The organism is Rhizobium bangladeshense (assembly GCF_017357245.1).
Classification (GTDB): Bacteria; Pseudomonadota; Alphaproteobacteria; order Rhizobiales; family Rhizobiaceae; genus Rhizobium; species Rhizobium bangladeshense.
In genome coordinates this window covers 1736986-1759544 of record NZ_CP071612.1, presented here as the reverse complement: position 1 = coordinate 1759544, position 22559 = coordinate 1736986, and the positions used below count along the sequence as shown (strand labels likewise).

The following is a 22559-nucleotide window of genomic DNA, read 5'->3' as shown; positions in this document are numbered from 1 at the left end:
GGTAAAATCTCGTCGCTACGATTTCAGACGCTGCGAGACCAATGCCGAAACCGAATTTCCGCTTCACCCATTACGATCTCAAGGAACAGCGAGCCGGAGCGATCGTCGAGGTGTCGTTGAATGCGGTGAACAATGTTCGTCTGATGACGGCGCCGAATTTCCAGCGCTTCACCGAAGTTCTCGATTTCAAGTATATCGGCGGAGTGGCGCGCAAGTCGCCCGTCAAGCTTGCCGTTCCGGAAAGCGGCCACTGGCATGTCGTCGTCGATATGGAAGGCCATCACGGCCTTGCCGAATCCACCGTCAAGGTGATCGCCGCGCCAGCCAATCAGAAGACGCCGCGTTCCTCCTAACATTCAGGCGAGGTCAGCGCGGATTGCGCTCCTTGCGAAGCTTCGCCCACCATTCCAGCCGCTTCCGAATATCGCGTTCAAAACCGCGTTCGGGTGGATCGTAGAAGGTCTGGCGGCCCATTTTCTCCGGGAAATAATCCTGGCCGGAAAAGGCGTCCGGTTCGTCATGGTCATAGCGATAACCTTCGCCGTAGCCCTCGCCCTTCATCAGCTTGGTCGGCGCGTTGAGGATATGCTTGGGGGGCAGCAGCGAACCATTCTGCTTTGCGGCCAGGCTTGCCGCCTTGAAGGCGGTATAGACGGCATTCGATTTCGGCGCGGTGGCAAGATAGACGCAGGCCTGGGCCAGCGCCAGCTCCCCCTCCGGCGAGCCGAGGTAGTCATAAGCATCCTTGGCGGCGTTGCAGATCACCAGCGCCTGTGGATCGGCAAGCCCGATATCCTCCACCGCCATGCGCACCAGACGCCGGCCGAGGTAGAGCGGATCCTCGCCGGCATCGAACATGCGGGCGAGGTAATAGAGGGCGGCATCCGGATCCGAACCGCGGACCGACTTATGCAGCGCCGAAATCAGATTGTAGTGGCCGTCCTGTGCCTTGTCATAGACCGGAGCCCTGCGTTGGACGATGCGCGTCAGGCCTTCAGTGTCGAAGCTCTCGCCCTCGCGCGCGGCACGCCAGACCTCTTCGGCAAGCGTCAGCACGGCACGACCGTCGCCATCGGCCATGCGGATCAGGCTGCCGCGCGCCTCCTCGGTCAGCGGCAACGGCTTCTGCTCGATCGCCTCAGCGCGCTTCAGCAGTTCCTCGAGACTCTCCTCGTCATGCGATTTGAAGGTCAGAACGCGGGCGCGCGACAAAAGTGCGGCGTTGAGCTCGAAGGACGGATTTTCGGTGGTGGCGCCAACCAGGATGACGGTGCCGTCCTCCATAACAGGCAGAAAACTGTCCTGCTGGGCGCGGTTGAAGCGATGGATCTCGTCGACGAACAGCAGCGTCTGACGGCCATCCATGCGTCGCATGCGGGCAGCCTCGAATACTTTCTTCAGATCAGCGACGCCGGAAAAGATGGCCGATATCTGCTCGAAGGCCAGCCCCGCCTCGCCGGATAGCAACCGCGCTACCGTCGTCTTGCCGGTGCCGGGCGGACCCCAGAAGATCATCGAACCGAGGGAACCGCTCTCGATCATGCGTTTCAGCACGCCGTCCTCACCGGTCAGATGTTCCTGACCGGTGACATCGGCGAGCGTCTTCGGCCGCAGCCGGTCGGCGAGCGGCCGCCTGGCGGCAACCTCCTCCGGAACGCGCGGCGCGAAAAGATCATCGCTCATCGGAAGAACTGCCGTATCCGCTGCCCATCGCGCTCGATCTCCACACGCCAGAGGCCGGGGTCGCTGTTGGCAATTTCGACAAGTTCGCTGGTCGACTTCACTTCCGTGCCATTGATCGAGACAATGATATCCTTGGGCTCGAAACCGAGACGGGCAGCCGGCGAGTCCTCCTTGACATCGGAAACGACGACGCCGGCAGATTCAGGCGGCATGCGCAACTCGTCGGCGACGCGCGGCGAAAGATTCTCGACAACAACGCCGGTAAAGGGTGTGCGCCCGCCGATGATGCGCTGATCGCGCGGCGAAGTCTCCGGCGCGCGCGCAAGCGCAAGCGACAACTGCTCCTCGTGGCCGTTGTCGATGACGGTAAGATTGACCGTTTTGCCGAGGCCGGCCGTTGTCAGGCGATAGAGCAGTGCGTCGGGATGCTCGACGGCGATGCCGTTCACTGATGTGACAATCTGGCCGGCTTTCAGTCCGGCCTTTGCCGCCGGCCCGCCTTCCGAAACCTTGACCACCAGCGCGCCGAGCACTTTGTTGAGCCCAAGTGCTTCTGCGACCTCTGACGTCACCGCATCGAAGCTTGCGCCGACATAGGGCCGCTCGAAGGATTTGACGCCGGCATCGGCCGAAGCGAGGAAGACCTTGACGAGGTTGGCGGGAATGGCGAAGCCAATGCCGTTCGAGCCGCCGCCACGCGAGAAGATCGCGGTGTTGATGCCGATCAGCTCGCCCTTCATGTTCATCAACGCGCCGCCGGAATTGCCCGGATTGATCGAGGCGTCGGTCTGGATGAAGAAGCCGAACTCGTTCCTGACCACCTGGTTGCGGGCAAGTGCGGAGACGATACCGCTCGTTACCGTCTGGCCGACGCCGAAGGGATTGCCGATCGCCAGCACGAGATCGCCGACCTCGACGGTATCGGAATTGCCGATCGGCAGCGTCGGGAAGCTCTCCTTGGTGTCGATTTTTAGAACGGCGAGGTCGAGGCGGTCATCGCGCAGCACCACCTTGCAGGGGAATTCGCGGCCATCCGAGAGCGCCACCTTGATGTCGTCGGCGCCTTCGACGACGTGATTATTGGTGACTACGGTGCCATTCGCCTCGACGATGACGCCGGAACCGAGCGAAGACTGCTTTTCCGAGCGGTTCGGCATCTGCTGGCCGAAAAACTGCTCGAAGAAGGGATCGCCGGCAAAGGGAGACTGACGCTGGATAATCTTTTCCGCGTAGACATTGACGACGGCGCCCGAGGTCTGCTTGACCAGCGGCGCGAAGGAGAGCTGCATCTGCATCTGGCTCTCAGGCACGGTCTTTGCCGTCTGCGCCTGGGCCGCAGCCGGCAGGACGAGCATGAGAGCGAACAGCGAAACGGAGGCGCGCTTGAACAGGCCTTGCATGGGTATCCCTTTTGAATCCTCTTGAGCAACGTTGTAGAGCATGATGCCGAAAAGTGTGAGCGGTTTTCAGGCGACATCATGCTCTAACTATTTAACTGCGAACAGGAATCAGAATTTAGGCCGAACCGGCCTAAAATCATCCTGCTCTGCGGCCCGACGCTAGAAAGGAAAGAGGGCGGAAGCATGGAAGAATAAGGCAAGGAAATGTCCTGAAGGCGCGCCGAATTTGATTCAGGAAGATTGGCCATGCAGCTGATATCAAAAGCCAAAAACTGGGCAAAGTCACTGAAGCGTGACATCGTTGCACTGTGGCTCGCCGCCCGGGACCGTCGGGTCCCCTGGTATGCGAAAGCGGTCGTCGGCGCCGTCGCGGCGTACGCGCTTTCGCCGATCGATCTGATCCCCGATTTCATTCCCGTGCTCGGCTATCTCGACGATCTCGTCATCGTTCCGCTCGGCATCCTGCTGGCGACACGTCTTGTTCCGGCAGAGGTGATGGCCGCGCTTCGCGTGGAGGCGGCAAGGCGGATCGAACGCCCTTCCAGCCGGGCCGGATTGATCTTCATCCTTGCCGTCTGGCTCACCTGCATCATCTTTCTGGCTCTGGCAGTGCGCAAGCTGATTTGATCGGCAGTAAAGGAAGATGATGACACGGCGAATGTTGGCCGCTTTCGGTTTGGCGATCCTGATTTCCACATCGGATCTGGCATGGTCTGCGAGCTTCGATTGCGATGGCAAGGAATTGAAGCCGGACGAAAGGCTTATCTGCGACAACCGCGCGCTCAATGATGCCGATGTGAAGATGGTGACGACCTTCGAACTGCTCTCCGGGCTGATGGCCATGGGCTCGCGCGGAACATTGCAGGACGAGCAGACCGCCTGGCTGAAGAAGCGGCAGGAATGCGGGGCCGACGCGGCCTGTATCCAGGCTGCCTACGACGAGCGGATGAAGCAGCTCGACGAGACCTATAAAAACATCAACCGGCCGCTTTGACAGCGGCCGGTCGGAAGAGAAGCTGACTCTCAATCAGCCTGTCCGTAGGTTGGTCCGCTCAGCGGACGTTCAGATCCCGGACGGCGCCGCGATCGGCGCTCGTCGCGAAGGCAGCGTAAGCCTTGAGCGCGGTGGTGACGTTGCGCTTGCGAACTTCTGTGGGATGCCAGCCCTTGCTATCCTGCTCGGCGCGGCGGGCGATGAGTTCGGCCTCGCCGACCCGCAGGCTGATTGTGCGGTTCGGGATGTCGATGTCGATCATGTCGCCTTCACGGACGAGACCGATCGTCCCGCCATTCGCCGCTTCCGGCGAGACGTGGCCGATCGAAAGGCCCGAGGTGCCGCCGGAGAAGCGGCCATCGGTGATGAGCGCGCAGGCCTTGCCGAGACCCTTCGATTTCAGATAGCTCGTCGGGTAGAGCATTTCCTGCATGCCGGGGCCGCCCTTCGGGCCTTCGTAGCGGATCACGACGACATCGCCGGCCTTGATCTCGTTGGCGAGGATCGCCTTGACAGATGCGTCCTGGCTTTCGAAGACACGGGCCGGACCGGAGAATTTCAGGATCGATTCATCGACGCCGGCGGTCTTGACGATGCAGCCGTCAATCGCAAGATTGCCCTTCAGCACGGCAAGGCCGCCATCTTTGGAGAAGGGATGCTCGACCGAACGGATGACGCCGTTCTGGCGATCCGTGTCGAGCTCGTCCCAGCGGGCCTCCTGGCTGAAGGCGACCTGGGTCGGGATGCCGCCGGGGGCGGCGCGATAGAAGCTGCGGACGGTTTCGCTGTTGGTGCGGGTGATGTCCCAGCGATCGATCGCATCGCCGAGCGTCTCTGCATGAACGGTCGGGCAATCCCGGTTTAGGAGCCCGCCTTTATCGAGCTCTCCGAGAATAGACATAATGCCGCCGGCGCGGTGAACGTCTTCCATGTGGACATCGCTCTTGGCTGGCGCGACCTTCGACAGACACGGCACGCGGCGCGACAGCGCGTCGATATCGGCCATGGTGAAGTCGACTTCGCCTTCATGGGCGGCGGCAAGGATATGCAGGACAGTATTGGTCGAACCGCCCATGGCGATATCGAGGGCCATGGCATTCTCGAAGGCCTGCTTGGAGGCGATCGTGCGTGGCAGCGCCTTGACGTCCTCCTGCTCGTAATAACGGCGGGCAAGATCGACGATCAGGTGACCGGCTTCGACGAAGAGCCGTTTACGGTCGGCATGGGTGGCGAGCGTCGAGCCGTTGCCGGGCAGCGACAGCCCGAGCGCCTCCGTCAGGCAGTTCATGGAGTTTGCGGTGAACATGCCGGAGCACGAGCCGCAAGTCGGACAGGCTGAACGCTCGATGACCTTGACGTCTTCGTCGGAAATCTTGTCATCGGCAGCCGCAACCATGGCGTCGACGAGATCAAGCGCATGCGTCTTGCCGTGCAGCACGACCTTGCCGGCTTCCATAGGGCCGCCTGAGACGAAGACCGTGGGGATATTGAGGCGCAGCGACGCCATCAGCATGCCGGGGGTGATCTTGTCGCAGTTGGAAATGCAGACCATGGCGTCGGCGCAATGAGCATTGACCATGTACTCGACGCTGTCGGCGATCAGCTCGCGCGAGGGCAGCGAATAAAGCATGCCGTCATGGCCCATGGCGATGCCGTCGTCGACGGCGATCGTATTGAACTCCTTGGCGACGCCACCGGCCGCCTCGATTTCGCGGGCGACGAGCTGGCCGAGGTCCTTCAGGTGCACGTGGCCCGGCACGAATTGGGTGAAGGAATTCACCACTGCGATGATGGGCTTGCCGAAATCCGAATCCTTCATGCCCGTTGCGCGCCAAAGGCCGCGCGCGCCCGCCATGTTGCGGCCGTGGGTCGTGGTTCTGGAACGGTAAGCTGGCATCGGTTTCTTCCTCGACGTGTCGGAAATATCAGGCGAAGCGGGCGGCTGTGGAGCTTGCGGCCAGGCGATCGCTGCTGTTTGGAATTGTCCTAATCCAATCGACGGGGACTGTCACTACCGGGAAGGCCAAATCCGGTACGCCGCCGGAGAAGCGATGCGAAGGGCATCGGTCATATACGGCTCGACGAGAGGATTTGTTACAACCTATTCCATCACAGGCGAACACAAAAAATTGGCTACCTGTCGGCAGTATTCAAGGCATAGAGATTGATCCGAACATGCAGGCGGCTCGTTTAAGGACTATATTCGGAATATCCGCCCTGGAGGTTTTCGACATGCCAAGCTATCGCCCCCCCAAAATCGCGTCTTCGGAGATCACGCCGCGCCAGGTTTATCTGGGCCGTCGTGAATTCCTGGGTGCTGCAACGCTTGGCGCGATGGCGCTTTACAGCGCAGGCAAGGCGCGCGCGGCGGCGCTTTCCGTCGTCGAGAGCAAATACAAAGTCGATGAGAAGACCACGCCGCTCAAGGATGTGACGACCTACAACAACTTCTATGAGTTCGGCCTCGACAAGGGCGACCCCGCCGCTCTGTCCGGCGATTTCAAGCCGCTGCCCTGGACGGTCAAGGTCGACGGCATGGTCAACAAACCGGGCACCTTCGACATTGAGGCGCTGATGAAGGAATTCCCGATCGAGGAGCGCACTTATCGCATGCGCTGCGTCGAGGCCTGGTCAATGGTCATCCCCTGGGACGGTTTTCCGCTGGTATCGCTGCTCGACAAGGTGGAGCCGCTCGGCAGCGCCAAATATGTCGCCTTCGAAACCGTCGTGCGGCCGGAAGAGATGCCGGGGCAGAGGGGTTTCTTCCAGTCGCTCGACTGGCCCTATGTCGAGGGCCTGCGGCTGGACGAGGCGCGCCACCCGCTGACGCTGCTTGCCGTCGGGCTCTATGGCGAGACACTGCCGAACCAGAATGGTGCGCCGATCCGCCTCGTCGTGCCGTGGAAATACGGCTTCAAGGGCATCAAGTCGATCGTCAGGATCACGCTCACCGACCAGCAGCCGAAGAACACCTGGCAGGTGACCAATCCGCAGGAATACGGCTTTTACGCCAACGTCAATCCGGCCGTCGACCATCCGCGCTGGAGCCAAGCTACCGAGAGGCGCATCGGCGAAAGCGGCTTCTTCGGCGCAAGCCGCCACCCCACCCTGCTCTTCAACGGCTATGCCGACGAGGTGGCTAACCTTTATGCCGGTATGGATCTGAAGGCGAATTTCTGATGGCCGAACTGTCGCTTGCCATTCCGAAGCGCTGGCAGCCCGCATCCGTCTGGCTGCTTTACATCGCTGGGCTCTCACCTGCGGCCTGGACCTTCTATCTCGGCGCAACCGATCAGCTCGGCGCCGATCCGGTCAAGACCTTCGAGCTCTTCCTTGGCATCTGGACGATCCGCTTCCTGATCGCAACACTTGCGGTATCCCCTGCCCGCGAGTTATTCGGCTGGAACTATCTGCGCTACCGCCGCGCTCTCGGCCTTTTGACCTTCTACTACGCGCTGATGCACTTCACCGTTTACATGGTGCTAGACCAGGCGATGGATATTCAGGCCGTCATCAACGACGTGCTGAAGCGCCCGTTCATCATGTTCGGCATGGCAGCCCTCGCGATGCTCATTCCGCTGGCGGTGACATCCAATAATTTCTCGATCCGTCACCTCGGCCAAAACTGGATCTGGCTGCACCGGCTCGTCTACATCATCGCCGCTAGCGGTGCACTGCATTTCGCGCTCTCGACCAAGATCCTCGATCTCGAGCAGTATATCTATCTCGGGCTGATCATCGCGCTCATCCTCTACCGCTCCTGGCGACCGATTGCGCGTAGCCGGAAGAAAGGTCAGGGGCGGCAACGCAATCGTGCGGTGGCGTCGGTCTCCTGAGGGCGAAAGCAATCCAGGAAAAGAGCGAAGCCGTTTCCGTCCGGAAATGCTGCGGCTTCCGTAGAAGCTGAGCCGCGCTGGCCAGCCGAGGGCGACGCGCGGGACCGAAGGCAGAGGCTGCGCCACTTCCGTTCTCAACTGATGCAAAACGAAAACAGCCGGGCTTTGCAGCCCGGCTGTTCCGTTTCCGGCAAAGCGGAAGATTAAGCGGCGACGGCCTGCTCTTCGGCGGCGACGCGGGCCTTGTCGGCCGCGCCCTTGGCATAGGTGTCGCGGTCAACGAACTCGATCACGGCCATGGCAGCGTTGTCGCCCTGGCGGAAACCAGCCTTCATGATGCGCAAATAGCCGCCGTTGCGGGTGGCGTAACGCGTTGCGATCGTATCGAACAGCTTCGAGACGACGGCGGCATCGCGGATCTGCGAGATCGCCTGACGGCGAGCATGCAGGTCACCACGCTTGCCGAGCGTGACGAGCTTCTCGACGATCGGGCGGATTTCCTTGGCCTTCGGCAGGGTCGTGACGATCTGCTCGTGGGTAATCAGCGAAGCCGCCATGTTGGCGAACATCGCCTTGCGGTGGCTTGCAGTTCTATTCAGCTTGCGGCCGGCTTTACCATGGCGCATTGCTATTCTCCTTTAATGCAGGCGCCCTTACGCTAACCGGGCCTGCCGTTTCCTGGCACATGCAGGCGATCGGCCTGCTGTTTGACGGGGAAAGGCAGCCGAAAGAGCCTGCCTTTTGTTATGTTCTTGCGATCGGCGTTTGGGCGGAAAACCGCTTTGCGCTTTTCCTCACGCCGCTCAGTACTGGTCTTCGTAACGCTTGGCGAGATCTTCGATGTTCTCGGGCGGCCATGCCGGCACTTCCATGCCGAGGTGCAGGCCCATGGAAGCGAGAACTTCCTTGATTTCGTTCAGCGACTTGCGACCAAAGTTCGGGGTGCGGAGCATTTCTGCTTCGGTCTTCTGAATGAGGTCGCCGATGTAGACGATGTTGTCGTTCTTCAGGCAGTTTGCCGAACGGACCGACAGTTCGAGTTCGTCCACCTTCTTGAGGAGAGCCGGATTGAAAGCGAGTTCGGTGACTGCTTCCTCTTCGGTTTCCTTCTGCGGCTCGTCAAAGTTGACGAAGACGCCAAGCTGATCCTGGAGGATGCGCGCCGCGAAAGCGACGGCGTCTTCACCGGTGATCGAGCCATCGGTTTCGATGGTCATGTTCAGCTTGTCGTAGTCGAGAACCTGTCCTTCGCGGGTGTTTTCAACCTTGTAGGACACCTTCTTGACCGGCGAATAAAGGCTGTCGACCGGAATGAGGCCGATCGGAGCATCTTCCGCGCGATTGCGCTCGGCAGGAACATAGCCCTTGCCGTTGTTGACGGTGAATTCCATCCGGATTTCGGCGCCCTCGTCGAGCGTGCAGATCACATGCTCGGGATTGAGGATTTCAATATCGCCGACCGTCTGAATGTCTCCAGCCGTGACAACGCCCGGGCCCTGCTTACGCACGACCATGCGCTTTGCGTCGTCGCCATCCATCTTGATGGCGATTTCCTTAATGTTGAGCACGATATCCGTGACGTCTTCGCGGACGCCGGGAATCGATGAGAATTCATGCAGCACGCCGTCAATCTGCACTGCCGTGACGGCAGCACCGCGCAGCGAGGAGAGCAGAACGCGGCGCAGCGCGTTGCCGAGGGTGAGGCCGAAGCCGCGCTCCAGCGGTTCGGCGACAAGCGTCGCCCTGGTGCGCGAGCTCGAGGAGAACTCCACCTTGTTCGGCTTGATCAGTTCCTGCCAGTTCTTCTGAATCATGAGTTTGCCTTCCGTTCGTTGCCACCATCCAATCGTGGCAACCGAGCTTGAAAACCACCGGGAGCGCCATGGCGCTCACCGGTGACGAGAGCGATGATCAGACGCGGCGCTTCTTGCGCGGACGGCAGCCATTGTGCGGGATCGGCGTCACGTCGCGGATGGACGTGATCATGAAACCCGCAGCCTGGAGCGCGCGCAGAGCCGATTCACGACCCGAACCCGGACCGCAGACTTCGACTTCCAGCGACTTCATGCCGTGCTCCTGGGCCTTCTTGGCGCAGTCTTCGGCAGCGATCTGGGCAGCGAAGGGGGTCGACTTGCGCGAGCCCTTGAAGCCCTTGGCGCCGGCCGACGACCAGGCGATCGCATTGCCCTGCGCATCGGTGATGGTGATCATCGTGTTATTGAAGGTCGAGTTGACGTGAGCGACACCCGACGAGATATTCTTGCGCTCGCGACGGCGAACGCGGACGGCTTCCTTAGCCATGTTATTCCTTTCGTTGATCTCTTCACCGCCGTAATACCAGCGGCTACACCGGAACGGCGCCTATATGGTCCCGCTCCAAACTCAAAAGAGGCCGGCGCGGACCGCCAGCCTCCCTACCCCGGTTTCCCGGAAATTACTTCTTCTTGCCAGCAATTGCCTTTGCCGGACCCTTGCGGGTGCGGGCATTGGTGTGCGTGCGCTGACCACGGACCGGAAGGCCGCGACGATGACGCAGGCCGCGGTAGCAGCCGAGGTCCATCAGACGCTTGATGTTCATCGCGGTTTCGCGACGAAGATCACCTTCGACCTGATAGTCACGGTCGATGGTTTCGCGGATCTGAAGGACTTCAGCGTCCGTCAGCTGATGCACACGGCGTTCAGCCGGAATACCGACCTTCTCGACGATTTCCTGTGCGAATTTCGGACCGATCCCGTGAATGTAGGTCAGCGCGATGACCACGCGCTTTGCAGTCGGGATGTTGACGCCAGCGATACGTGCCACGCCTGTTCTCCTTGCATTCCAGTTGCCATCCGGCAAGTGGGCTTCGTTATGCGGCCCTCAGGACCGCTCGTTCAGATTTAATGTCCGTAACATGTCAAAACGACCGCACCCGGACTTCCCAGGGAAATCCGCGCCGATCGCAGGGAATGTCGCGAGTTGGCGCGGTGTTTAGCGGAATCACTGCTGAAAAGCAACCGTTTCCGCCAAGTTTATTTTCAAGCCTTAAAGCTTGGAAAGAATGGTTTCGACCTCGGCAGTCACCTGATCGATCTCCGCCATGCCGTCCACGGACTTGAGTTTGCCCTTGGCATGGTAATAGCCGATCAGCGGTGACGTCTCCTTGTAGTAGACCTGCAGCCGGGCCGTCATCGTCTCCGGATTGTCGTCGGGACGGCGCTTGAAGTGGGTAGAGCCGCACTTGTCGCACACGCCTTCATTGGCCGGAGCCTTATCCGTGTCGTGATAGACGCTACCGCACTGCGCACAGGAGTAGCGACCGGCAACACGCCGGACGAGCTCAGCGTCATCAACGCGGAATTCGATGACCACAGAGAGATCGAGACCCTTTGCTCTCAGCATCGCTTCCGTGGCGTCCGCCTGAACGAGCGTCCTGGGGAAGCCATCGAGAATGAAACCGTTTGCGCAATCGGGCTGATCGATTCGCTCCGAGACGATGGCGATGACGATCTCATCCGAGACAAGCTTGCCAGCGTCCATGACAGCCTTGGCACGCTTGCCGACCTCCGTGCCGGCGTTGACCGCTGCCCGCAGCATATCTCCCGTGGAAAGCTGCGGAATTCCGTGCTTTTCCACGATCCGCTGGGCTTGGGTTCCCTTGCCCGCGCCCGGCGGCCCCAAAAGGATAAGTCTCATCGCCCCCTCTTTCCTCCACGCAACTTCGATTTCTTGATCAGGCCTTCGTATTGCTGCGCGATCAGGTGACCCTGGATCTGTGCCACCGTATCAAGAGTTACGCTAACCACGATCAAAAGCGAAGTCCCACCAAGGGCTAATGGAATGCCGGTTTGCGACACCAGAATCTCAGGAAGGATGCAGACGAAGACAAGATAGATGGCGCCGATCACCGTGATGCGGGTCAGCACATAGTCGATATATTCGGCAGTGCGCTCGCCGGGACGGATGCCGGGAATGAAGCCGCCGTGCTTCTTCAGATTGTCGGCCGTGTCCTTCGGATTGAAGACGATAGCCGTATAGAAGAAAGCGAAGAAGGCGATCAGCGCCGCATAGAGCACCATGTAGAGCGGCTGACCGTGGCCGAGCGCGGCAACGATCGAGGTCGCCCAGGCCGGCATCGACGTCGTGCTGGCGAAGCCGGCGATCGTTGCGGGCAGAAGCAGCAGCGACGAGGCGAAGATGGCCGGAATGACGCCCGATGTGTTGAGCTTCAGCGGCAGGTGCGAAGTGTCGCCCTGGAACATGCGGTTGCCGACCTGGCGCTTCGGATACTGGATCAGCAGGCGGCGCTGGGCGCGCTCGACGAAGACGATGATGCCAATGACGGCTATCGCGACGACGATGACGAGCAGGATAAGGCCGGTCGACAGCGCGCCGGTGCGGCCGAGTTCGAGGGTGCCGGCAAGAGCGCTCGGAAGGCCGGCTGCGATACCGGCGAAGATGATCAGCGAAATGCCGTTGCCGATGCCGCGCGAAGTGACCTGCTCACCGAGCCACATCAGGAACATCGTGCCGCCAAGCAGCGTCAGGACGGTGGATACGCGGAAGAACCAGCCCGGGTCGACGACCAGGCCCTGGCCGCTCTCCAGACCAGCGGCGATGCCGTAGGCTTGCAGCGCACCCAGAATGACGGTGCCGTAGCGGGTGTACTGGTTGATGATCTTGCGGCCCTGCTCGCCTTCCTTCTTCAGGTTTTCGAGCGCCGGCACCACCGAGGTCATGAGCTGCACGATGATCGAAGCGGAGATATAGGGCATGATGCCGAGCGCGAAGATCGCCATGCGCTCGACCGCGCCGCCCGAGAACATGTTGAAAAGGCCGAGAATGCCGCCCGCCTGGCCGCGGAAAGCCTGGGCATAGGCTTCAGGATTGAGGCCTGGAAGCGGAATATGCGTGCCGAGCCTGTAGACGAGGAGAGCTGCCAGTGTGAACCACAGGCGCTTCTTCAAATCCTCGGCTTTGGCAAAGGTCGAAAAATTGAGGTTGGATGCCAATTGTTCCGCTGCAGAAGCCATGCGATTCTCCGCGCTACCAATTCCGGCGTCTCTGGGGAAATAGCCGGCCCCGGAATCGGTATGAAAATTATTCAAAACCGGGCTCTGGACGGATTGCAGCGCAACCCCTTGCCTCACCCTTGTTTTCCAGTCTTACCGGCATGACGCGGGCGCGCCAGCCAAGTTTTTGTGAGGCCCACATATGGGAGCAAAATCGCCCGGTGTGAAGCACCCCGGGCGATATATCATCAGATATTATTCTGCTGCAGCCGGAGCCGAAAGCAGCGTCACGGTGCCGCCGGCCTTTTCGATCTTCTCGACGGCAGGCTTGGAAGCGCCTGCAACGACAATGGTGATCTTGGCCTTGAGCTCGCCGTCGGCGAGAACGCGAACGCCGTCCTTGGCGCGGCGAATGACGCCAGCGGCCTTCAGGGCAGCTGCGTCAACAGTCGCCTTGGCATCGAGCTTGCCGGCGTCGATCGCCGCCTGAATGCGAGCAAGCGACACGACAACAAAGTCGGAAGCGAAGATGTTGTTGAAGCCGCGCTTCGGCAAGCGACGATAGATCGGCATCTGGCCGCCTTCGAAGCCGTTGATGGCGACGCCGGAACGGGACTTCTGACCCTTGACACCGCGACCACCGGTTTTACCGGAGCCCGAGCCGATACCGCGGCCGAGGCGCTTGCGGGCGTGGGTAGAGCCTTCGTTGTCCTTGATTTCATTAAGTTTCATGAGCGTTTCCTCCGTCTCACTTCTCGTCGACGATGCGAACGAGATGCTGGACAGCACGGATCATGCCACGAACGGAAGGAGTGTCCTCCAGCGTGCGGCGACGGTGCATCTTGTTCAGTCCGAGACCGATCAGCGTGCGCTGCTGGACGTCCGGACGACGAATCGGGCTGCCGATCTGTTCGATCGTGACAGTCTTCGCTTCAGCCTTCTTGGTAGCCTTGGCCATTGGTCAGCTCCTCTTATTCTTCAGAGGCGTTGCCGGAGGCGCTACGACGAGCCTGCAGCGTTGCATACTTGATGCCGCGCTGAGCTGCGATGTCCTTCGGGTGAACCTGGTGCTTCAGAGCGTCGAAAGTGGCGCGAACCATGTTGTAGGGGTTCGACGAACCCGTCGACTTAGCGACGACGTCGTGCATGCCGAGAGTTTCGAACACGGCGCGCATCGGGCCGCCGGCGATGATGCCGGTACCAACCTTGGCCGAGCGCAGCAGAACCTTGCCGGCGCCGTGGCGGCCATGAACGTCGTGATGCAGCGTACGGCCGTCACGCAGCGGTACGAAGATCAACTCGCGCTTGGCGGCTTCGGTTGCCTTGCGGATGGCTTCCGGCACTTCGCGTGCCTTGCCATGGCCAAAGCCGACGCGGCCCTTCTGGTCGCCAACGACGACGAGTGCTGCGAAACCAAAACGACGGCCGCCCTTGACAACCTTGGCGACGCGGTTGATCGCGACCAGCTTGTCGACGAATTCGCTATCGCGCTCTTCACGGCTCTGGCGGTCTTCCCGCTGCGGCCTTCTTTCCTGTGCCATTGTCCTCTTCCTTTTTCTTTTCCGGGTGCAATCGGCAAACACATGTGGACCGCATCAGCCTCCCCTTCTTGCCGGGGAGTGCCTGCGGTCCGGCGAAAAATCCGGCCGGAGCGACAGCGCCGGCCGGAAACTGATCAGAAGGTCAGACCGCCTTCGCGGGCCGCTTCGGCGAGAGCCTTGATGCGGCCGTGATAGATGAAGGCGCCACGGTCGAACACGACGTCCGTAACACCGGCCTTGGAGGCGCGCTCGGCGACGAGCTTGCCCACGGCGGCGGCGGCGGCGGTATCGGCACCGGTCTTCAGAGAACCGCGCAGATCCTTGTCGAGGGTGGAGGCGGACGCAAGCGTCTTGCCGGCCACGTCATCGATGATCTGGGCGTAGATGTTCTTCGAGGAGCGATGAACCGACAGGCGCGGACGGCCATTGGCCACCGACTTGATATGACGGCGCACGCGGTTGGCACGACGTGCAAGTGCTTCTTTCCTGCTAGCCATTTCGCGTGATCCTTACTTCTTCTTGCCTTCTTTGCGGACGATCCGCTCGTCGGCATACTTGACGCCCTTGCCCTTGTAGGGCTCGGGACCGCGATATTCACGGATTTCGGCGGCAACCTGGCCGACCTGCTGCTTGTTGATGCCACTGACAACGATTTCAGTCGGCTTCGGAACAGCGATCGTAATGCCGACCGGCGGTTCGTAGACCACGTCGTGGCTGAAACCGAGGGCCAGCTGCAGGTTCTTGCCCTGCATGGCGGCACGGTAACCGACGCCGTTGATTTCAAGCTTGCGCTCGTAACCGTCCTTTACGCCCTTGAAAATGCCTTCGATCATCGTGCGGGACATGCCCCACTTCGAGCGCGCATCCTTGGACTGGTTCAGCGGCGTCACGACGACCGCGTTGTTTTCGAGCTTGAGGCTGATTTCGTCGTTAGCGACGAAGAACAGCTCGCCCTTCGGGCCCTTTGCAGTAACCTTCTGGCCATCGACCGTAGCCGTGATTCCAGCAGGCACCTGAACGGGCTTCTTACCGATACGAGACATGTTTCAATCCTGTCTGTTCGCTATGGAGATCCTTGCCCGATCTTAGAAGACCGAGCAAAGAACCTCGCCACCAACGTTCTGTTCGCGAGCCTGGTGATCGGCCATCACGCCCTTCGGAGTCGAAAGGATGGTGATGCCGAGGCCGTTCGCGACCTGCGGAATGGACTTGACCGAGACATAAACCCGGCGGCCCGGCTTCGACACACGGCCGATCTCGCGGATCACCGATGCGCCTTCGTAATATTTCAGCTCGATGTTGAGCTCCGACTTGCCATTGCCGAAATCGACAACGGAATAGCCACGGATGTAGCCTTCGGACTGCAGGACATCGAGAACACGCGCACGGAGCTTGGACGCAGGCGTCGAAACCGACGACTTGCGGCGGGAAGCGCCGTTGCGGATGCGGGTGAGCATATCACCCAACGGATCAGTCATTGTCATCTAACCTGCTCCTTACCAGCTCGACTTGACGATGCCCGGCACCTTGCCGAGATTGCCGAGTTCACGCAGCGCGATACGCGACATGCGCAGTTTGCGGTAGTATGCGCGCGGACGGCCCGATACTTCGCAACGGTTGCGAATACGGGTCTTCGATCCATCGCGCGGCAGGGATGCCAGCTTGATCGAGGCCTTGAACCGCTCTTCGATCGGAAGAGCCTGGTTCATGATGATCGCCTTCAACGCAGCCCGCTTTGCGGCCTGGTTGGCGACCGTATTACGGCGGCGCTTGTTCTTTTCAACTGCGCTTGTCTTCGCCATGTCAGGTTCCTTTTCTACGCTCGTCGTTACGGTTATTGACGGAACGGGAAGCTGAACTCCGTCAGGAGAGTCCGTGCTTCGTCGTCGGTCTTCGCCGTCGTGCAAACGATGATGTCCATGCCCCACATCTGATCAACCTTGTCGTAGTTGATTTCAGGGAACACAATGTGCTCCTTGATGCCCATGGCGAAGTTGCCACGGCCGTCAAAGCTCTTCGGGTTCAGGCCGCGGAAGTCGCGAACGCGCGGGAGCGCGATATTGACCAGACGATCCAGGAACTCGTACATGCGAGCGCCGCGCAGGGTTACCTTTGCGCCGATCGGCATGTTTTCGCGGACCTTGAAGCCAGCGATAGAGTTGCGTGCGCGGGTGATGACCGGCTTCTGACCGGCGATTGCTGCGAGGTCGGCGGCAGCAACCGTCGGCTTCTTCGAGTCAGCAGTCGCTTCACCGACGCCCATGTTGATGACGATCTTGTCGAGCTTCGGGATCATCATCTCGTTGGAGTAGGAGAACTTCTCCTGCATCGCCTTACGGATGCGCTCGACATATTCCTTCTTGAGCCGCGGCTCGTACTTTGCCTCAGCCATCGATCACTTCTCCAGAACGCTTGGCCACACGGACCTTCTTGCCGTCAACGACCTTGAAACCGACGCGGGTCGGCTTGCCGTCCTTGTCGACGATTGCAATGTTGGACAGGTGAACCGGGGCTTCCTTGCTGATGATGCCGGCTTCCTGGGTCTGCGTCTGGCGCTGATGGCGCTTCACGACGTTGACGCCACGGACGACCGCACGATCTTCCTTCGGCATGACCTGTACGACTTCGCCGGTGCGGCCCTTGTCCTTGCCAGCGAGCATGACGACCTTGTCGCCTTTACGAATCTTCTGCATCGCTTCGCTCCTTACAGTACTTCGGGAGCCAGCGAGATGATCTTCATGTGGTTCTTGGCGCGAAGTTCGCGCGGAACCGGTCCGAAGATACGGGTACCGATCGGCTCTTTCTTGTTGTCGATGAGGACTGCTGCGTTGGTGTCGAAGCGGATGACCGAGCCATCCGGACGACGGATGTCCTTGGCGGTGCGAACGACGACCGCCTTCATCACGTCACCCTTCTTCACGCGGCCGCGCGGGATCGCTTCCTTGATCGAAACGACGATGACGTCGCCGATCGAGGCATACTTGCGCTTCGAGCCGCCCAGCACCTTGATGCACATGACACGACGTGCGCCGGAATTATCCGCGACGTCGAGGTTTGTTTGCATCTGAATCATATCAGGTCGCCTTCTTGGTTTACCGGAATGGTTGGGCCATGCCCCCTATTCCGGCTTATGAAAATGTCAGCCGGCCAGCCTGCCGTAACGGCAAGCAAAACACGGCAATAGCTGAATAGCGCGGGGTCGATCGTGCCAGGGTGGTTTCCCGAACGGGACCTTCCGTGCGCTCAAAGCAAAAGAACGCCCGGCATTCGAGCGTTCCGACGCTGCTTCATACAGATATTTCGGCGAGACGCAAGGCCTCGCGCAAAATTCTGTTACTTGCCCTGGGCGGCGATGACCGTCCAACGCTTGTCCTTGGAGATCGGCGCGCATTCCTCGATGGATACGGTATCGCCGATCTTGTACTGGTTGTTCTCGTCGTGGGCCTTGTACTTCTTGGAACGACGAACGGTCTTCTGGAGCAGCGGGTGAGCGAAACGACGCTCAACGCGAACTACTACCGTCTTCTCGTTCTTGTCGCCAACGACGACGCCCTGCAGGATGCGCTTCGGCATGTTTTTCTTCCTTTAGGCCTTAACTTCTGCCGCCTTCTGGCGGGCAATGGTTTTCACGCGGGCGATGTCCTTGCGGACTTCGTTGATGCGCGAGGACTTTTCGAGCTGGCCGGTCGCCTTCTGGAAGCGCAGGTTGAACTGCTCCTTCTTCAGCTTGGCAAGCTCGTCCTTGAGTTGGTCGGCGCTGAGCGCGCGAACGTCTGAGGCTTTCATGAGCTCAATCCCTTACTCTGCAATGCGCTGAACGAAGCGCGTCTTGACCGAGAGCTTGGCAGAGCCGAGGCGAAGCGCCTCGCGGGCGATCTCTTCGCTGACGCCGTCGATCTCGAACATCATACGACCGGGCTTGACCTTGCATGCCCAGTACTCAACGGAGCCCTTACCTTTACCCATGCGGACTTCGGTCGGCTTTGCGGTTACCGGAACGTCCGGGAACACGCGGATCCATACACGGCCGGCGCGCTTCATGTAACGCGTGATCGCGCGGCGGGCCGCTTCGATCTCGCGTGCGTTGACGCGGTTGGGTTCCTGAGCCTTCAGGCCGAATTCGCCGAATGCCAGGTCAGAACCGCCCTTGGCGACGCCCTTGATGCGGCCCTTGAACTGCTTGCGGTACTTAGTACGCTTTGGCTGCAACATTTTCTTACTTCTCCGAGCTTATCTTTCGCCAGCGCTAATTACGCGTTGTCGCGTTCGCGGCGACGATCGCCACGGTCGCGTTCGCGGCTTGCCGGACCCTGTGCGTCGCCTTCCAGCGCGCGACGTTCGGAAGCCATCGGATCGTGCTCAAGGATTTCGCCCTTGAAGATCCAGACCTTGATGCCGCAGATACCGAATGCGGTCTCTGCTTCAGCCGTGCCGTAGTCGATGTCGGCGCGCAGCGTGTGCAGCGGCACACGACCTTCGCGGTACCATTCAGTACGGGCGATTTCAGCGCCGCCGAGACGGCCGGCGCAGGTGATCTTGATGCCTTCGGCGCCAAGACGCATTGCCGACTGAACGGCGCGCTTCATGGCGCGGCGGAAAGCCACGCGGCGCTCGAGCTGCTGGGCGATCGACTGAGCTACCAGCGTCGCGTCGACTTCGGGCTTGCGCACTTCGACGATGTTGAGGTGCGTTTCCGAATTGGTCATGTCCGACAGCTTCTTGCGGAGCTTGTCGATGTCGGCGCCCTTGCGGCCAATGATCAGGCCTGGACGGGCCGAGTGGATCGTGACGCGGCACTTCTTGTGCGGACGCTCGATGACTACCTTGGAGATGCCTGCCTGCTTCAGTTCGCTCATGACGAACTTGCGCATCTTCAGGTCTTCGTGCAGCAGCTGGCCGTACTCGGCATTGTCCGCGAACCAGCGGCTATCCCAGGTACGGTTGATGCCGAGACGGAAACCGATCGGATTGATTTTCTGACCCATTATGCGGCCTCCTCTGCTGCCTGCACTTCACGAACGACGATCGTCAGGTGCGCGAAGGGCTTTTCGATGCGTGACGCACGACCGCGGCCACGAGCGTGGAAACGCTTCATGACGATCGACTTGCCGACATACGCCTCGGCGACGACAAGAGCGTCGACGTCGAGGTCGTGGTTGTTCTCGGCGTTGGCGATCGCGGATTCGAGCGTCTTCTTGACGGCACCTGCGATGCGCTTGCGGGAGAACTCCAGCTCAGCGAGTGCACGCTCGACCTTCTTGCCGCGGATCGCCGCAGCAACCAGGTTGAGCTTCTGGGGGCTGACGCGGAGCGTGCGGGCGACTGCTTGCGCCTCGTTGTCCTTCAGCCGGCGTTCGGCTTTTGCCTTGCCCATTGTTACTTCCTCTTCGCCTTCTTGTCCGCGCCGTGACCGTAGTAGGTGCGGGTCGGAGAGAATTCACCGAATTTGTGGCCGACCATGTCTTCATTGACGCTGACCGGAACATGTTTGCTGCCGTTGTAGACGCCGAAGGTAAGACCGACGAACTGCGGCAGGATCGTGGAGCGACGGCTCCAGATCTTGATCACTTCTGCACGTCCGCCTTCACGAACCTTCTCAGCCTTCTTGAGAAGATAGCCGTCAACGAACGGACCTTTCCATACTGAACGAGCCATTGGAGACTTCCTCTCTTACTTCTTACGCTGATGACGCGAGCGCATGATCATCTTGTCGGTCGACTTGTTCGACCGGGTGCGCTTGCCCTTGGTCGGCTTGCCCCACGGTGTCACCGGATGGCGACCGCCGGAGGTGCGGCCTTCACCACCGCCGTGCGGATGGTCGACCGGGTTCATGACAACACCGCGGTTATGCGGACGCTTGCCGCGCCAAACGGTACGACCGGCCTTACCGTCGTTGATGTTGGCGTGGTCCGGGTTGGACACGGCGCCGATCGAAGCAAGGCAGACGCCGCTGACGAGGCGCTGTTCACCGGAGTTCAGGCGAAGGATCGCCATGCCCTGGTCACGACCGACGAGCTGCGCGTAAGAGCCGGCGGAACGAGCGATCTGACCGCCCTTGCCCGGCTTCATTTCCACGTTGTGAATGATGGAGCCGACCGGGATGTACTGCAGCGGCATGGTGTTGCCGGGCTTGACGTCGACAGCCTTTTCCGAAGCGATGACCTTGTCGCCGGCAGCGAGACGCTGCGGAGCGATGATGTAGGCCTGCTCACCATCCGTATAGGTCACCAGCGCGATGAAAGCGGTGCGGTTCGGATCGTATTCGATCCGTTCGACCGTGCCCTCAACATCGAACTTGCGACGCTTGAAGTCGACCAGACGGTAGCTGCGCTTATGACCGCCGCCGATGAAGCGGGCAGTGATGCGGCCGAGGTTGTTACGACCGCCGCTCTTGGTCAGACCTTCCGTCAGCGCCTTGACCGGCTTGCCCTTGTAGAGCGAGGAGCGGTCCACGATGACCAGCTGACGCTGGCTCGGGGTCGTCGGATTGAATGTTTTCAATGCCATTTTTTTATTCCTCAGAGACCGGTGGAGACGTCTATCGTCTGGCCTTCAGCCAGCGTCACGACAGCCTTCTTCACGTCCTTCTGCTTGCCGACGAAACCGCGGAACCGCTTGGTCTTGCCCTTGCGCAGCAGAGTGTTGACGGCCGTAACCTTGACGCCGAACAGCGCCTCGACAGCAGCCTTGATTTCCGGCTTTGTCGCCTGCTTGGCGACATTGAAAACAACCTGGTTGTTTTCAGATACCAGCGTGGACTTTTCGGTGATCGCCGGAGAGACGATCACATCGTAGTGGCGAAGATCGGTCACTTGAATCGCTCCTCTAGCGCTTCAACCGCAGCCTTGGAAAGCACGAGCTTGCCGCGGCGCACGATATCGTAAACATTGATGCCCTGAATCGGCAGAACATCGATGTTCGGGATGTTCTGAGCGGCGAGCTTGAAGTTGCCATCAAGCTCTGCGCCGCCGATGAAGAGGGCGTTGGTCAGGCCGAGCGTCTCGAAAGCCGACGCGAGAGCCTTGGTCTTGGCTTCAGCGGCAACCAGGTTGTCGATGACGATGACGTCATCGGCCTTGATCTTGGCCGAAAGGGCGTGGCGAAGGCCAAGTGCGCGAACCTTCTTCGGAAGGTCGTGCTCGTGGCTGCGGACGACCGGGCCGTGGGCCTTGCCGCCGCCGCGGAACTGCGGAGCGCGAGCCGAATGGTGGCGGGCGCGGCCCGTACCCTTCTGCTTGTACATCTTGGCGCCGGTGCGCGAAACTTCAGCGCGGCCCTTTGCCTTGTGCGTGCCCTGCTGCTTCTTGGCAAGCTGCCAGCGGATGACGCGGGCGAGAATGTCTTCGCGGGGCTCGAGGCCGAAAATCTCGTCCGAAAGGGAAACCTTCCCGGCGTCTTTTCCCTCGAGGGTCTTGACGTTCAATTCCATTGATCTGGCTCCCTTACTTCGCGGCCGACTTGACGGCGTCGCGCACGATGATCCAGGCACCCTTGGAACCGGGAACAGCACCCTTGATCAGGATCAGACCACGATCTTCGTCGGTCGAAACCACTTCCAGGTTCTGCGTCGTGACGCGCGTCTGGCCCATGTGACCAGCCATCTTCTTGTTCTTGAAAACCTTGCCCGGATCCTGGCGCGAGCCCGTCGAACCGTGCGAACGGTGTGAAACCGACACACCGTGCGTGGCGCGCAGACCGCCGAAGCCGTGGCGCTTCATGGCGCCGGCAAAACCCTTACCGATCGTCGTACCCGTCACATCAACGAGCTGACCGGCGGCAAAGTGACCAGCCTTGAGCTCCGTGCCGATCTCCAGCAGATTGTCTTCCGACACGCGGAATTCTGCGAGCTTGGCCTTCGGCTCGACGTTGGCGACGGCAAAGTTGCCGCGCATCGCCTTCGACGTGTTCTTTACCTTCGCCTGGCCGGCACCGAGCTGAACTGCGGTATAGCCATTCTTTTCGACAGTGCGCGTGGCAACGACCTGGCAGCCGTCCATACGCAGTACCGTTACCGGGACATGCTCGCCGGCGTCGTTGTAGACGCGGGTCATTCCCACCTTCTGTGCAATCACACCTGAACGCATCGGTTCAATCCTTCCAACTCAGCTCGAGC

General features: G+C 60.4%; 34 protein-coding genes. 5 read left to right on the top strand and 29 right to left on the bottom strand.

The genetic code is table 11. The annotated features are described in order from the left end of the window. Positions 1-41 precede the first annotated feature (41 nt). Positions 42-353 (top strand): DUF1883 domain-containing protein, encoded by a 312-nt coding sequence (locus J2J98_RS08510; protein WP_064692646.1) that lies wholly within the window; start codon positions 42-44, stop codon positions 351-353. Positions 354-366: 13 nt separating this feature from the next. Here J2J98_RS08510 and J2J98_RS08505 read toward each other — a convergent pair whose 3' ends face one another. Both J2J98_RS08505 and J2J98_RS08500 read right to left on the bottom strand, forming a co-directional pair. Further along, on the bottom strand, positions 367-1683 hold the full coding sequence (locus tag J2J98_RS08505; RefSeq protein ID WP_207602834.1) for a replication-associated recombination protein A: 1317 nt from the start codon (positions 1681-1683) through the stop codon (positions 367-369). Beyond that, positions 1680-3083, bottom strand: a complete 1404-nt coding sequence (locus J2J98_RS08500; protein WP_064706987.1) for a DegQ family serine endoprotease — start codon at positions 3081-3083, stop codon at positions 1680-1682. Before J2J98_RS08500 ends, J2J98_RS08505 begins: the two co-directional genes overlap by 4 nt. 246 nt (positions 3084-3329) lie before the next feature. Between J2J98_RS08500 and J2J98_RS08495 the strand changes: the two genes are divergently transcribed. Both J2J98_RS08495 and J2J98_RS08490 read left to right on the top strand, forming a co-directional pair. Then, entirely contained in the window at positions 3330-3710 is a 381-nt protein-coding gene (locus tag J2J98_RS08495) for a YkvA family protein (RefSeq protein WP_207602833.1), read from the top strand. A gap of 16 nt (positions 3711-3726) precedes the next feature. Beyond that, positions 3727-4077, top strand: coding sequence for a lysozyme inhibitor LprI family protein (locus J2J98_RS08490; RefSeq protein ID WP_207602832.1), 351 nt, complete (start codon positions 3727-3729; stop codon positions 4075-4077). Positions 4078-4135: 58 nt separating this feature from the next. On the opposite strand, the gene ilvD is transcribed toward J2J98_RS08490, so the two are convergent. After that, a complete protein-coding gene (gene ilvD / locus J2J98_RS08485; protein WP_064706984.1) occupies positions 4136-5974 on the bottom strand; it encodes a dihydroxy-acid dehydratase in 1839 nt (612 codons plus the stop codon). A 335-nt stretch (positions 5975-6309) separates the two neighbouring features. Here ilvD and msrP point away from each other — a divergent pair, with 335 nt between their 5' ends. After that, positions 6310-7257, top strand: a complete 948-nt coding sequence (gene msrP / locus J2J98_RS08480) for a protein-methionine-sulfoxide reductase catalytic subunit MsrP (RefSeq protein WP_207602831.1) — start codon at positions 6310-6312, stop codon at positions 7255-7257. After that, complete coding sequence (msrQ, locus tag J2J98_RS08475) at positions 7257-7913, top strand: protein-methionine-sulfoxide reductase heme-binding subunit MsrQ (RefSeq protein WP_064706982.1); 657 nt, start codon at positions 7257-7259, stop codon at positions 7911-7913. Before msrP ends, msrQ begins: the two co-directional genes overlap by 1 nt. Positions 7914-8116: 203 nt before the next feature. Here the strand turns inward: msrQ and rplQ are convergent, their stop codons facing one another. From rplQ to rplC, 26 genes are all read right to left on the bottom strand, one after another. Continuing rightward, positions 8117-8539, bottom strand: coding sequence for a 50S ribosomal protein L17 (rplQ, locus tag J2J98_RS08470; RefSeq protein WP_011424993.1), 423 nt, complete (start codon positions 8537-8539; stop codon positions 8117-8119). 177 nt (positions 8540-8716) lie between these two features. Beyond that, the gene (locus J2J98_RS08465; protein ID WP_003547579.1) at positions 8717-9727 is read right to left on the bottom strand and encodes a DNA-directed RNA polymerase subunit alpha; all 1011 of its coding nucleotides are present in this window, start codon (positions 9725-9727) and stop codon (positions 8717-8719) included. A 97-nt stretch (positions 9728-9824) separates the two neighbouring features. Next, the gene (gene rpsK / locus J2J98_RS08460) at positions 9825-10214 is read right to left on the bottom strand and encodes a 30S ribosomal protein S11 (protein WP_003547577.1); all 390 of its coding nucleotides are present in this window, start codon (positions 10212-10214) and stop codon (positions 9825-9827) included. A gap of 133 nt (positions 10215-10347) precedes the next feature. Further along, on the bottom strand, positions 10348-10716 hold the full coding sequence (gene rpsM, locus J2J98_RS08455; RefSeq protein ID WP_011424992.1) for a 30S ribosomal protein S13: 369 nt from the start codon (positions 10714-10716) through the stop codon (positions 10348-10350). Between the two features lie 222 nt (positions 10717-10938). Beyond that, the gene (locus tag J2J98_RS08450) at positions 10939-11589 is read right to left on the bottom strand and encodes an adenylate kinase (protein ID WP_064706981.1); all 651 of its coding nucleotides are present in this window, start codon (positions 11587-11589) and stop codon (positions 10939-10941) included. Next, the gene (gene secY, locus J2J98_RS08445; protein WP_064706980.1) at positions 11586-12926 is read right to left on the bottom strand and encodes a preprotein translocase subunit SecY; all 1341 of its coding nucleotides are present in this window, start codon (positions 12924-12926) and stop codon (positions 11586-11588) included. Before secY ends, J2J98_RS08450 begins: the two co-directional genes overlap by 4 nt. Positions 12927-13160: 234 nt before the next feature. Beyond that, on the bottom strand, positions 13161-13637 hold the full coding sequence (gene rplO / locus J2J98_RS08440; RefSeq protein WP_064706979.1) for a 50S ribosomal protein L15: 477 nt from the start codon (positions 13635-13637) through the stop codon (positions 13161-13163). Between the two features lie 16 nt (positions 13638-13653). Then, complete coding sequence (rpmD, locus tag J2J98_RS08435) at positions 13654-13863, bottom strand: 50S ribosomal protein L30 (protein WP_011424988.1); 210 nt, start codon at positions 13861-13863, stop codon at positions 13654-13656. A 13-nt stretch (positions 13864-13876) separates the two neighbouring features. After that, complete coding sequence (gene rpsE, locus J2J98_RS08430; protein ID WP_003573784.1) at positions 13877-14446, bottom strand: 30S ribosomal protein S5; 570 nt, start codon at positions 14444-14446, stop codon at positions 13877-13879. Positions 14447-14580: 134 nt separating this feature from the next. Continuing rightward, a complete protein-coding gene (gene rplR / locus J2J98_RS08425) occupies positions 14581-14943 on the bottom strand; it encodes a 50S ribosomal protein L18 (RefSeq protein ID WP_011424987.1) in 363 nt (120 codons plus the stop codon). Positions 14944-14955: 12 nt separating this feature from the next. Continuing rightward, on the bottom strand, positions 14956-15489 hold the full coding sequence (gene rplF, locus J2J98_RS08420) for a 50S ribosomal protein L6 (protein ID WP_064706978.1): 534 nt from the start codon (positions 15487-15489) through the stop codon (positions 14956-14958). Positions 15490-15531: 42 nt separating this feature from the next. Continuing rightward, entirely contained in the window at positions 15532-15930 is a 399-nt protein-coding gene (gene rpsH, locus J2J98_RS08415; protein WP_004674934.1) for a 30S ribosomal protein S8, read from the bottom strand. Positions 15931-15942: 12 nt separating this feature from the next. Next, entirely contained in the window at positions 15943-16248 is a 306-nt protein-coding gene (gene rpsN / locus J2J98_RS08410; protein WP_018115514.1) for a 30S ribosomal protein S14, read from the bottom strand. Positions 16249-16280: 32 nt separating this feature from the next. Beyond that, positions 16281-16838: a 50S ribosomal protein L5 gene (rplE, locus tag J2J98_RS08405; RefSeq protein WP_138397008.1), complete on the bottom strand. Its 558-nt coding sequence runs from the start codon at positions 16836-16838 to the stop codon at positions 16281-16283. Further along, positions 16831-17139 carry a 50S ribosomal protein L24 gene (rplX, locus tag J2J98_RS08400; RefSeq protein WP_064706976.1) on the bottom strand — a complete coding sequence of 103 codons (309 nt, stop codon included), beginning with the start codon at positions 17137-17139 and terminating at the stop codon, positions 16831-16833. The genes rplE and rplX overlap by 8 nt, the downstream gene beginning before the upstream one ends. A gap of 11 nt (positions 17140-17150) precedes the next feature. After that, positions 17151-17519, bottom strand: coding sequence for a 50S ribosomal protein L14 (rplN, locus tag J2J98_RS08395; RefSeq protein ID WP_003573790.1), 369 nt, complete (start codon positions 17517-17519; stop codon positions 17151-17153). 260 nt (positions 17520-17779) lie between these two features. Beyond that, the gene (rpsQ, locus tag J2J98_RS08390) at positions 17780-18019 is read right to left on the bottom strand and encodes a 30S ribosomal protein S17 (protein ID WP_004674926.1); all 240 of its coding nucleotides are present in this window, start codon (positions 18017-18019) and stop codon (positions 17780-17782) included. A gap of 12 nt (positions 18020-18031) precedes the next feature. Further along, positions 18032-18232: a 50S ribosomal protein L29 gene (rpmC, locus tag J2J98_RS08385; RefSeq protein ID WP_008521335.1), complete on the bottom strand. Its 201-nt coding sequence runs from the start codon at positions 18230-18232 to the stop codon at positions 18032-18034. Positions 18233-18244: 12 nt separating this feature from the next. Continuing rightward, entirely contained in the window at positions 18245-18658 is a 414-nt protein-coding gene (gene rplP / locus J2J98_RS08380) for a 50S ribosomal protein L16 (protein ID WP_003573792.1), read from the bottom strand. A gap of 38 nt (positions 18659-18696) precedes the next feature. Next, complete coding sequence (gene rpsC / locus J2J98_RS08375) at positions 18697-19431, bottom strand: 30S ribosomal protein S3 (RefSeq protein ID WP_003573793.1); 735 nt, start codon at positions 19429-19431, stop codon at positions 18697-18699. Beyond that, positions 19431-19820, bottom strand: a complete 390-nt coding sequence (gene rplV, locus J2J98_RS08370; protein WP_004674922.1) for a 50S ribosomal protein L22 — start codon at positions 19818-19820, stop codon at positions 19431-19433. The genes rpsC and rplV overlap by 1 nt, the downstream gene beginning before the upstream one ends. A gap of 2 nt (positions 19821-19822) precedes the next feature. After that, positions 19823-20101: a 30S ribosomal protein S19 gene (gene rpsS / locus J2J98_RS08365; protein WP_007531666.1), complete on the bottom strand. Its 279-nt coding sequence runs from the start codon at positions 20099-20101 to the stop codon at positions 19823-19825. 15 nt (positions 20102-20116) lie between these two features. Then, entirely contained in the window at positions 20117-20953 is an 837-nt protein-coding gene (rplB, locus tag J2J98_RS08360) for a 50S ribosomal protein L2 (RefSeq protein WP_064706975.1), read from the bottom strand. Between the two features lie 11 nt (positions 20954-20964). After that, the gene (locus J2J98_RS08355; RefSeq protein WP_003547550.1) at positions 20965-21258 is read right to left on the bottom strand and encodes a 50S ribosomal protein L23; all 294 of its coding nucleotides are present in this window, start codon (positions 21256-21258) and stop codon (positions 20965-20967) included. Continuing rightward, on the bottom strand, positions 21255-21875 hold the full coding sequence (gene rplD / locus J2J98_RS08350; protein ID WP_004674918.1) for a 50S ribosomal protein L4: 621 nt from the start codon (positions 21873-21875) through the stop codon (positions 21255-21257). The genes J2J98_RS08355 and rplD overlap by 4 nt, the downstream gene beginning before the upstream one ends. Positions 21876-21888: 13 nt before the next feature. Beyond that, positions 21889-22530 (bottom strand): 50S ribosomal protein L3, encoded by a 642-nt coding sequence (gene rplC, locus J2J98_RS08345; RefSeq protein ID WP_004674916.1) that lies wholly within the window; start codon positions 22528-22530, stop codon positions 21889-21891. Positions 22531-22559 lie beyond the last annotated feature (29 nt).

Coding starts and splice junctions, on each gene's coding strand:
- J2J98_RS08510 (WP_064692646.1), top strand. CDS start 42: ATGCCGAAACCGAATTTCCGCTTCACCCATTACGATCTCAAGGAACAG.
- J2J98_RS08505 (WP_207602834.1), bottom strand. CDS start 1,683: ATGAGCGATGATCTTTTCGCGCCGCGCGTTCCGGAGGAGGTTGCCGCC.
- J2J98_RS08500 (WP_064706987.1), bottom strand. CDS start 3,083: ATGCAAGGCCTGTTCAAGCGCGCCTCCGTTTCGCTGTTCGCTCTCATG.
- J2J98_RS08495 (WP_207602833.1), top strand. CDS start 3,330: ATGCAGCTGATATCAAAAGCCAAAAACTGGGCAAAGTCACTGAAGCGT.
- J2J98_RS08490 (WP_207602832.1), top strand. CDS start 3,727: ATGATGACACGGCGAATGTTGGCCGCTTTCGGTTTGGCGATCCTGATT.
- ilvD (WP_064706984.1), bottom strand. CDS start 5,974: ATGCCAGCTTACCGTTCCAGAACCACGACCCACGGCCGCAACATGGCG.
- msrP (WP_207602831.1), top strand. CDS start 6,310: ATGCCAAGCTATCGCCCCCCCAAAATCGCGTCTTCGGAGATCACGCCG.
- msrQ (WP_064706982.1), top strand. CDS start 7,257: ATGGCCGAACTGTCGCTTGCCATTCCGAAGCGCTGGCAGCCCGCATCC.
- rplQ (WP_011424993.1), bottom strand. CDS start 8,539: ATGCGCCATGGTAAAGCCGGCCGCAAGCTGAATAGAACTGCAAGCCAC.
- J2J98_RS08465 (WP_003547579.1), bottom strand. CDS start 9,727: ATGATTCAGAAGAACTGGCAGGAACTGATCAAGCCGAACAAGGTGGAG.
- rpsK (WP_003547577.1), bottom strand. CDS start 10,214: ATGGCTAAGGAAGCCGTCCGCGTTCGCCGTCGCGAGCGCAAGAATATC.
- J2J98_RS08450 (WP_064706981.1), bottom strand. CDS start 11,589: ATGAGACTTATCCTTTTGGGGCCGCCGGGCGCGGGCAAGGGAACCCAA.
- secY (WP_064706980.1), bottom strand. CDS start 12,926: ATGGCTTCTGCAGCGGAACAATTGGCATCCAACCTCAATTTTTCGACC.
- rplO (WP_064706979.1), bottom strand. CDS start 13,637: ATGAAACTTAATGAAATCAAGGACAACGAAGGCTCTACCCACGCCCGC.
- rpmD (WP_011424988.1), bottom strand. CDS start 13,863: ATGGCCAAGGCTACCAAGAAGGCTGAAGCGAAGACTGTCACGATCGAA.
- rpsE (WP_003573784.1), bottom strand. CDS start 14,446: ATGGCACAGGAAAGAAGGCCGCAGCGGGAAGACCGCCAGAGCCGTGAA.
- rplR (WP_011424987.1), bottom strand. CDS start 14,943: ATGGCTAGCAGGAAAGAAGCACTTGCACGTCGTGCCAACCGCGTGCGC.
- rplF (WP_064706978.1), bottom strand. CDS start 15,489: ATGTCTCGTATCGGTAAGAAGCCCGTTCAGGTGCCTGCTGGAATCACG.
- rpsH (WP_004674934.1), bottom strand. CDS start 15,930: ATGACAATGACTGATCCGTTGGGTGATATGCTCACCCGCATCCGCAAC.
- rpsN (WP_018115514.1), bottom strand. CDS start 16,248: ATGGCGAAGACAAGCGCAGTTGAAAAGAACAAGCGCCGCCGTAATACG.
- rplE (WP_138397008.1), bottom strand. CDS start 16,838: ATGGCTGAGGCAAAGTACGAGCCGCGGCTCAAGAAGGAATATGTCGAG.
- rplX (WP_064706976.1), bottom strand. CDS start 17,139: ATGCAGAAGATTCGTAAAGGCGACAAGGTCGTCATGCTCGCTGGCAAG.
- rplN (WP_003573790.1), bottom strand. CDS start 17,519: ATGATTCAGATGCAAACAAACCTCGACGTCGCGGATAATTCCGGCGCA.
- rpsQ (WP_004674926.1), bottom strand. CDS start 18,019: ATGCCGAAGCGCATCCTGCAGGGCGTCGTCGTTGGCGACAAGAACGAG.
- rpmC (WP_008521335.1), bottom strand. CDS start 18,232: ATGAAAGCCTCAGACGTTCGCGCGCTCAGCGCCGACCAACTCAAGGAC.
- rplP (WP_003573792.1), bottom strand. CDS start 18,658: ATGTTGCAGCCAAAGCGTACTAAGTACCGCAAGCAGTTCAAGGGCCGC.
- rpsC (WP_003573793.1), bottom strand. CDS start 19,431: ATGGGTCAGAAAATCAATCCGATCGGTTTCCGTCTCGGCATCAACCGT.
- rplV (WP_004674922.1), bottom strand. CDS start 19,820: ATGGGCAAGGCAAAAGCCGAACGCCGGCTGAAGGACAACGAGGCGCAA.
- rpsS (WP_007531666.1), bottom strand. CDS start 20,101: ATGGCTCGTTCAGTATGGAAAGGTCCGTTCGTTGACGGCTATCTTCTC.
- rplB (WP_064706975.1), bottom strand. CDS start 20,953: ATGGCATTGAAAACATTCAATCCGACGACCCCGAGCCAGCGTCAGCTG.
- rplD (WP_004674918.1), bottom strand. CDS start 21,875: ATGGAATTGAACGTCAAGACCCTCGAGGGAAAAGACGCCGGGAAGGTT.
- rplC (WP_004674916.1), bottom strand. CDS start 22,530: ATGCGTTCAGGTGTGATTGCACAGAAGGTGGGAATGACCCGCGTCTAC.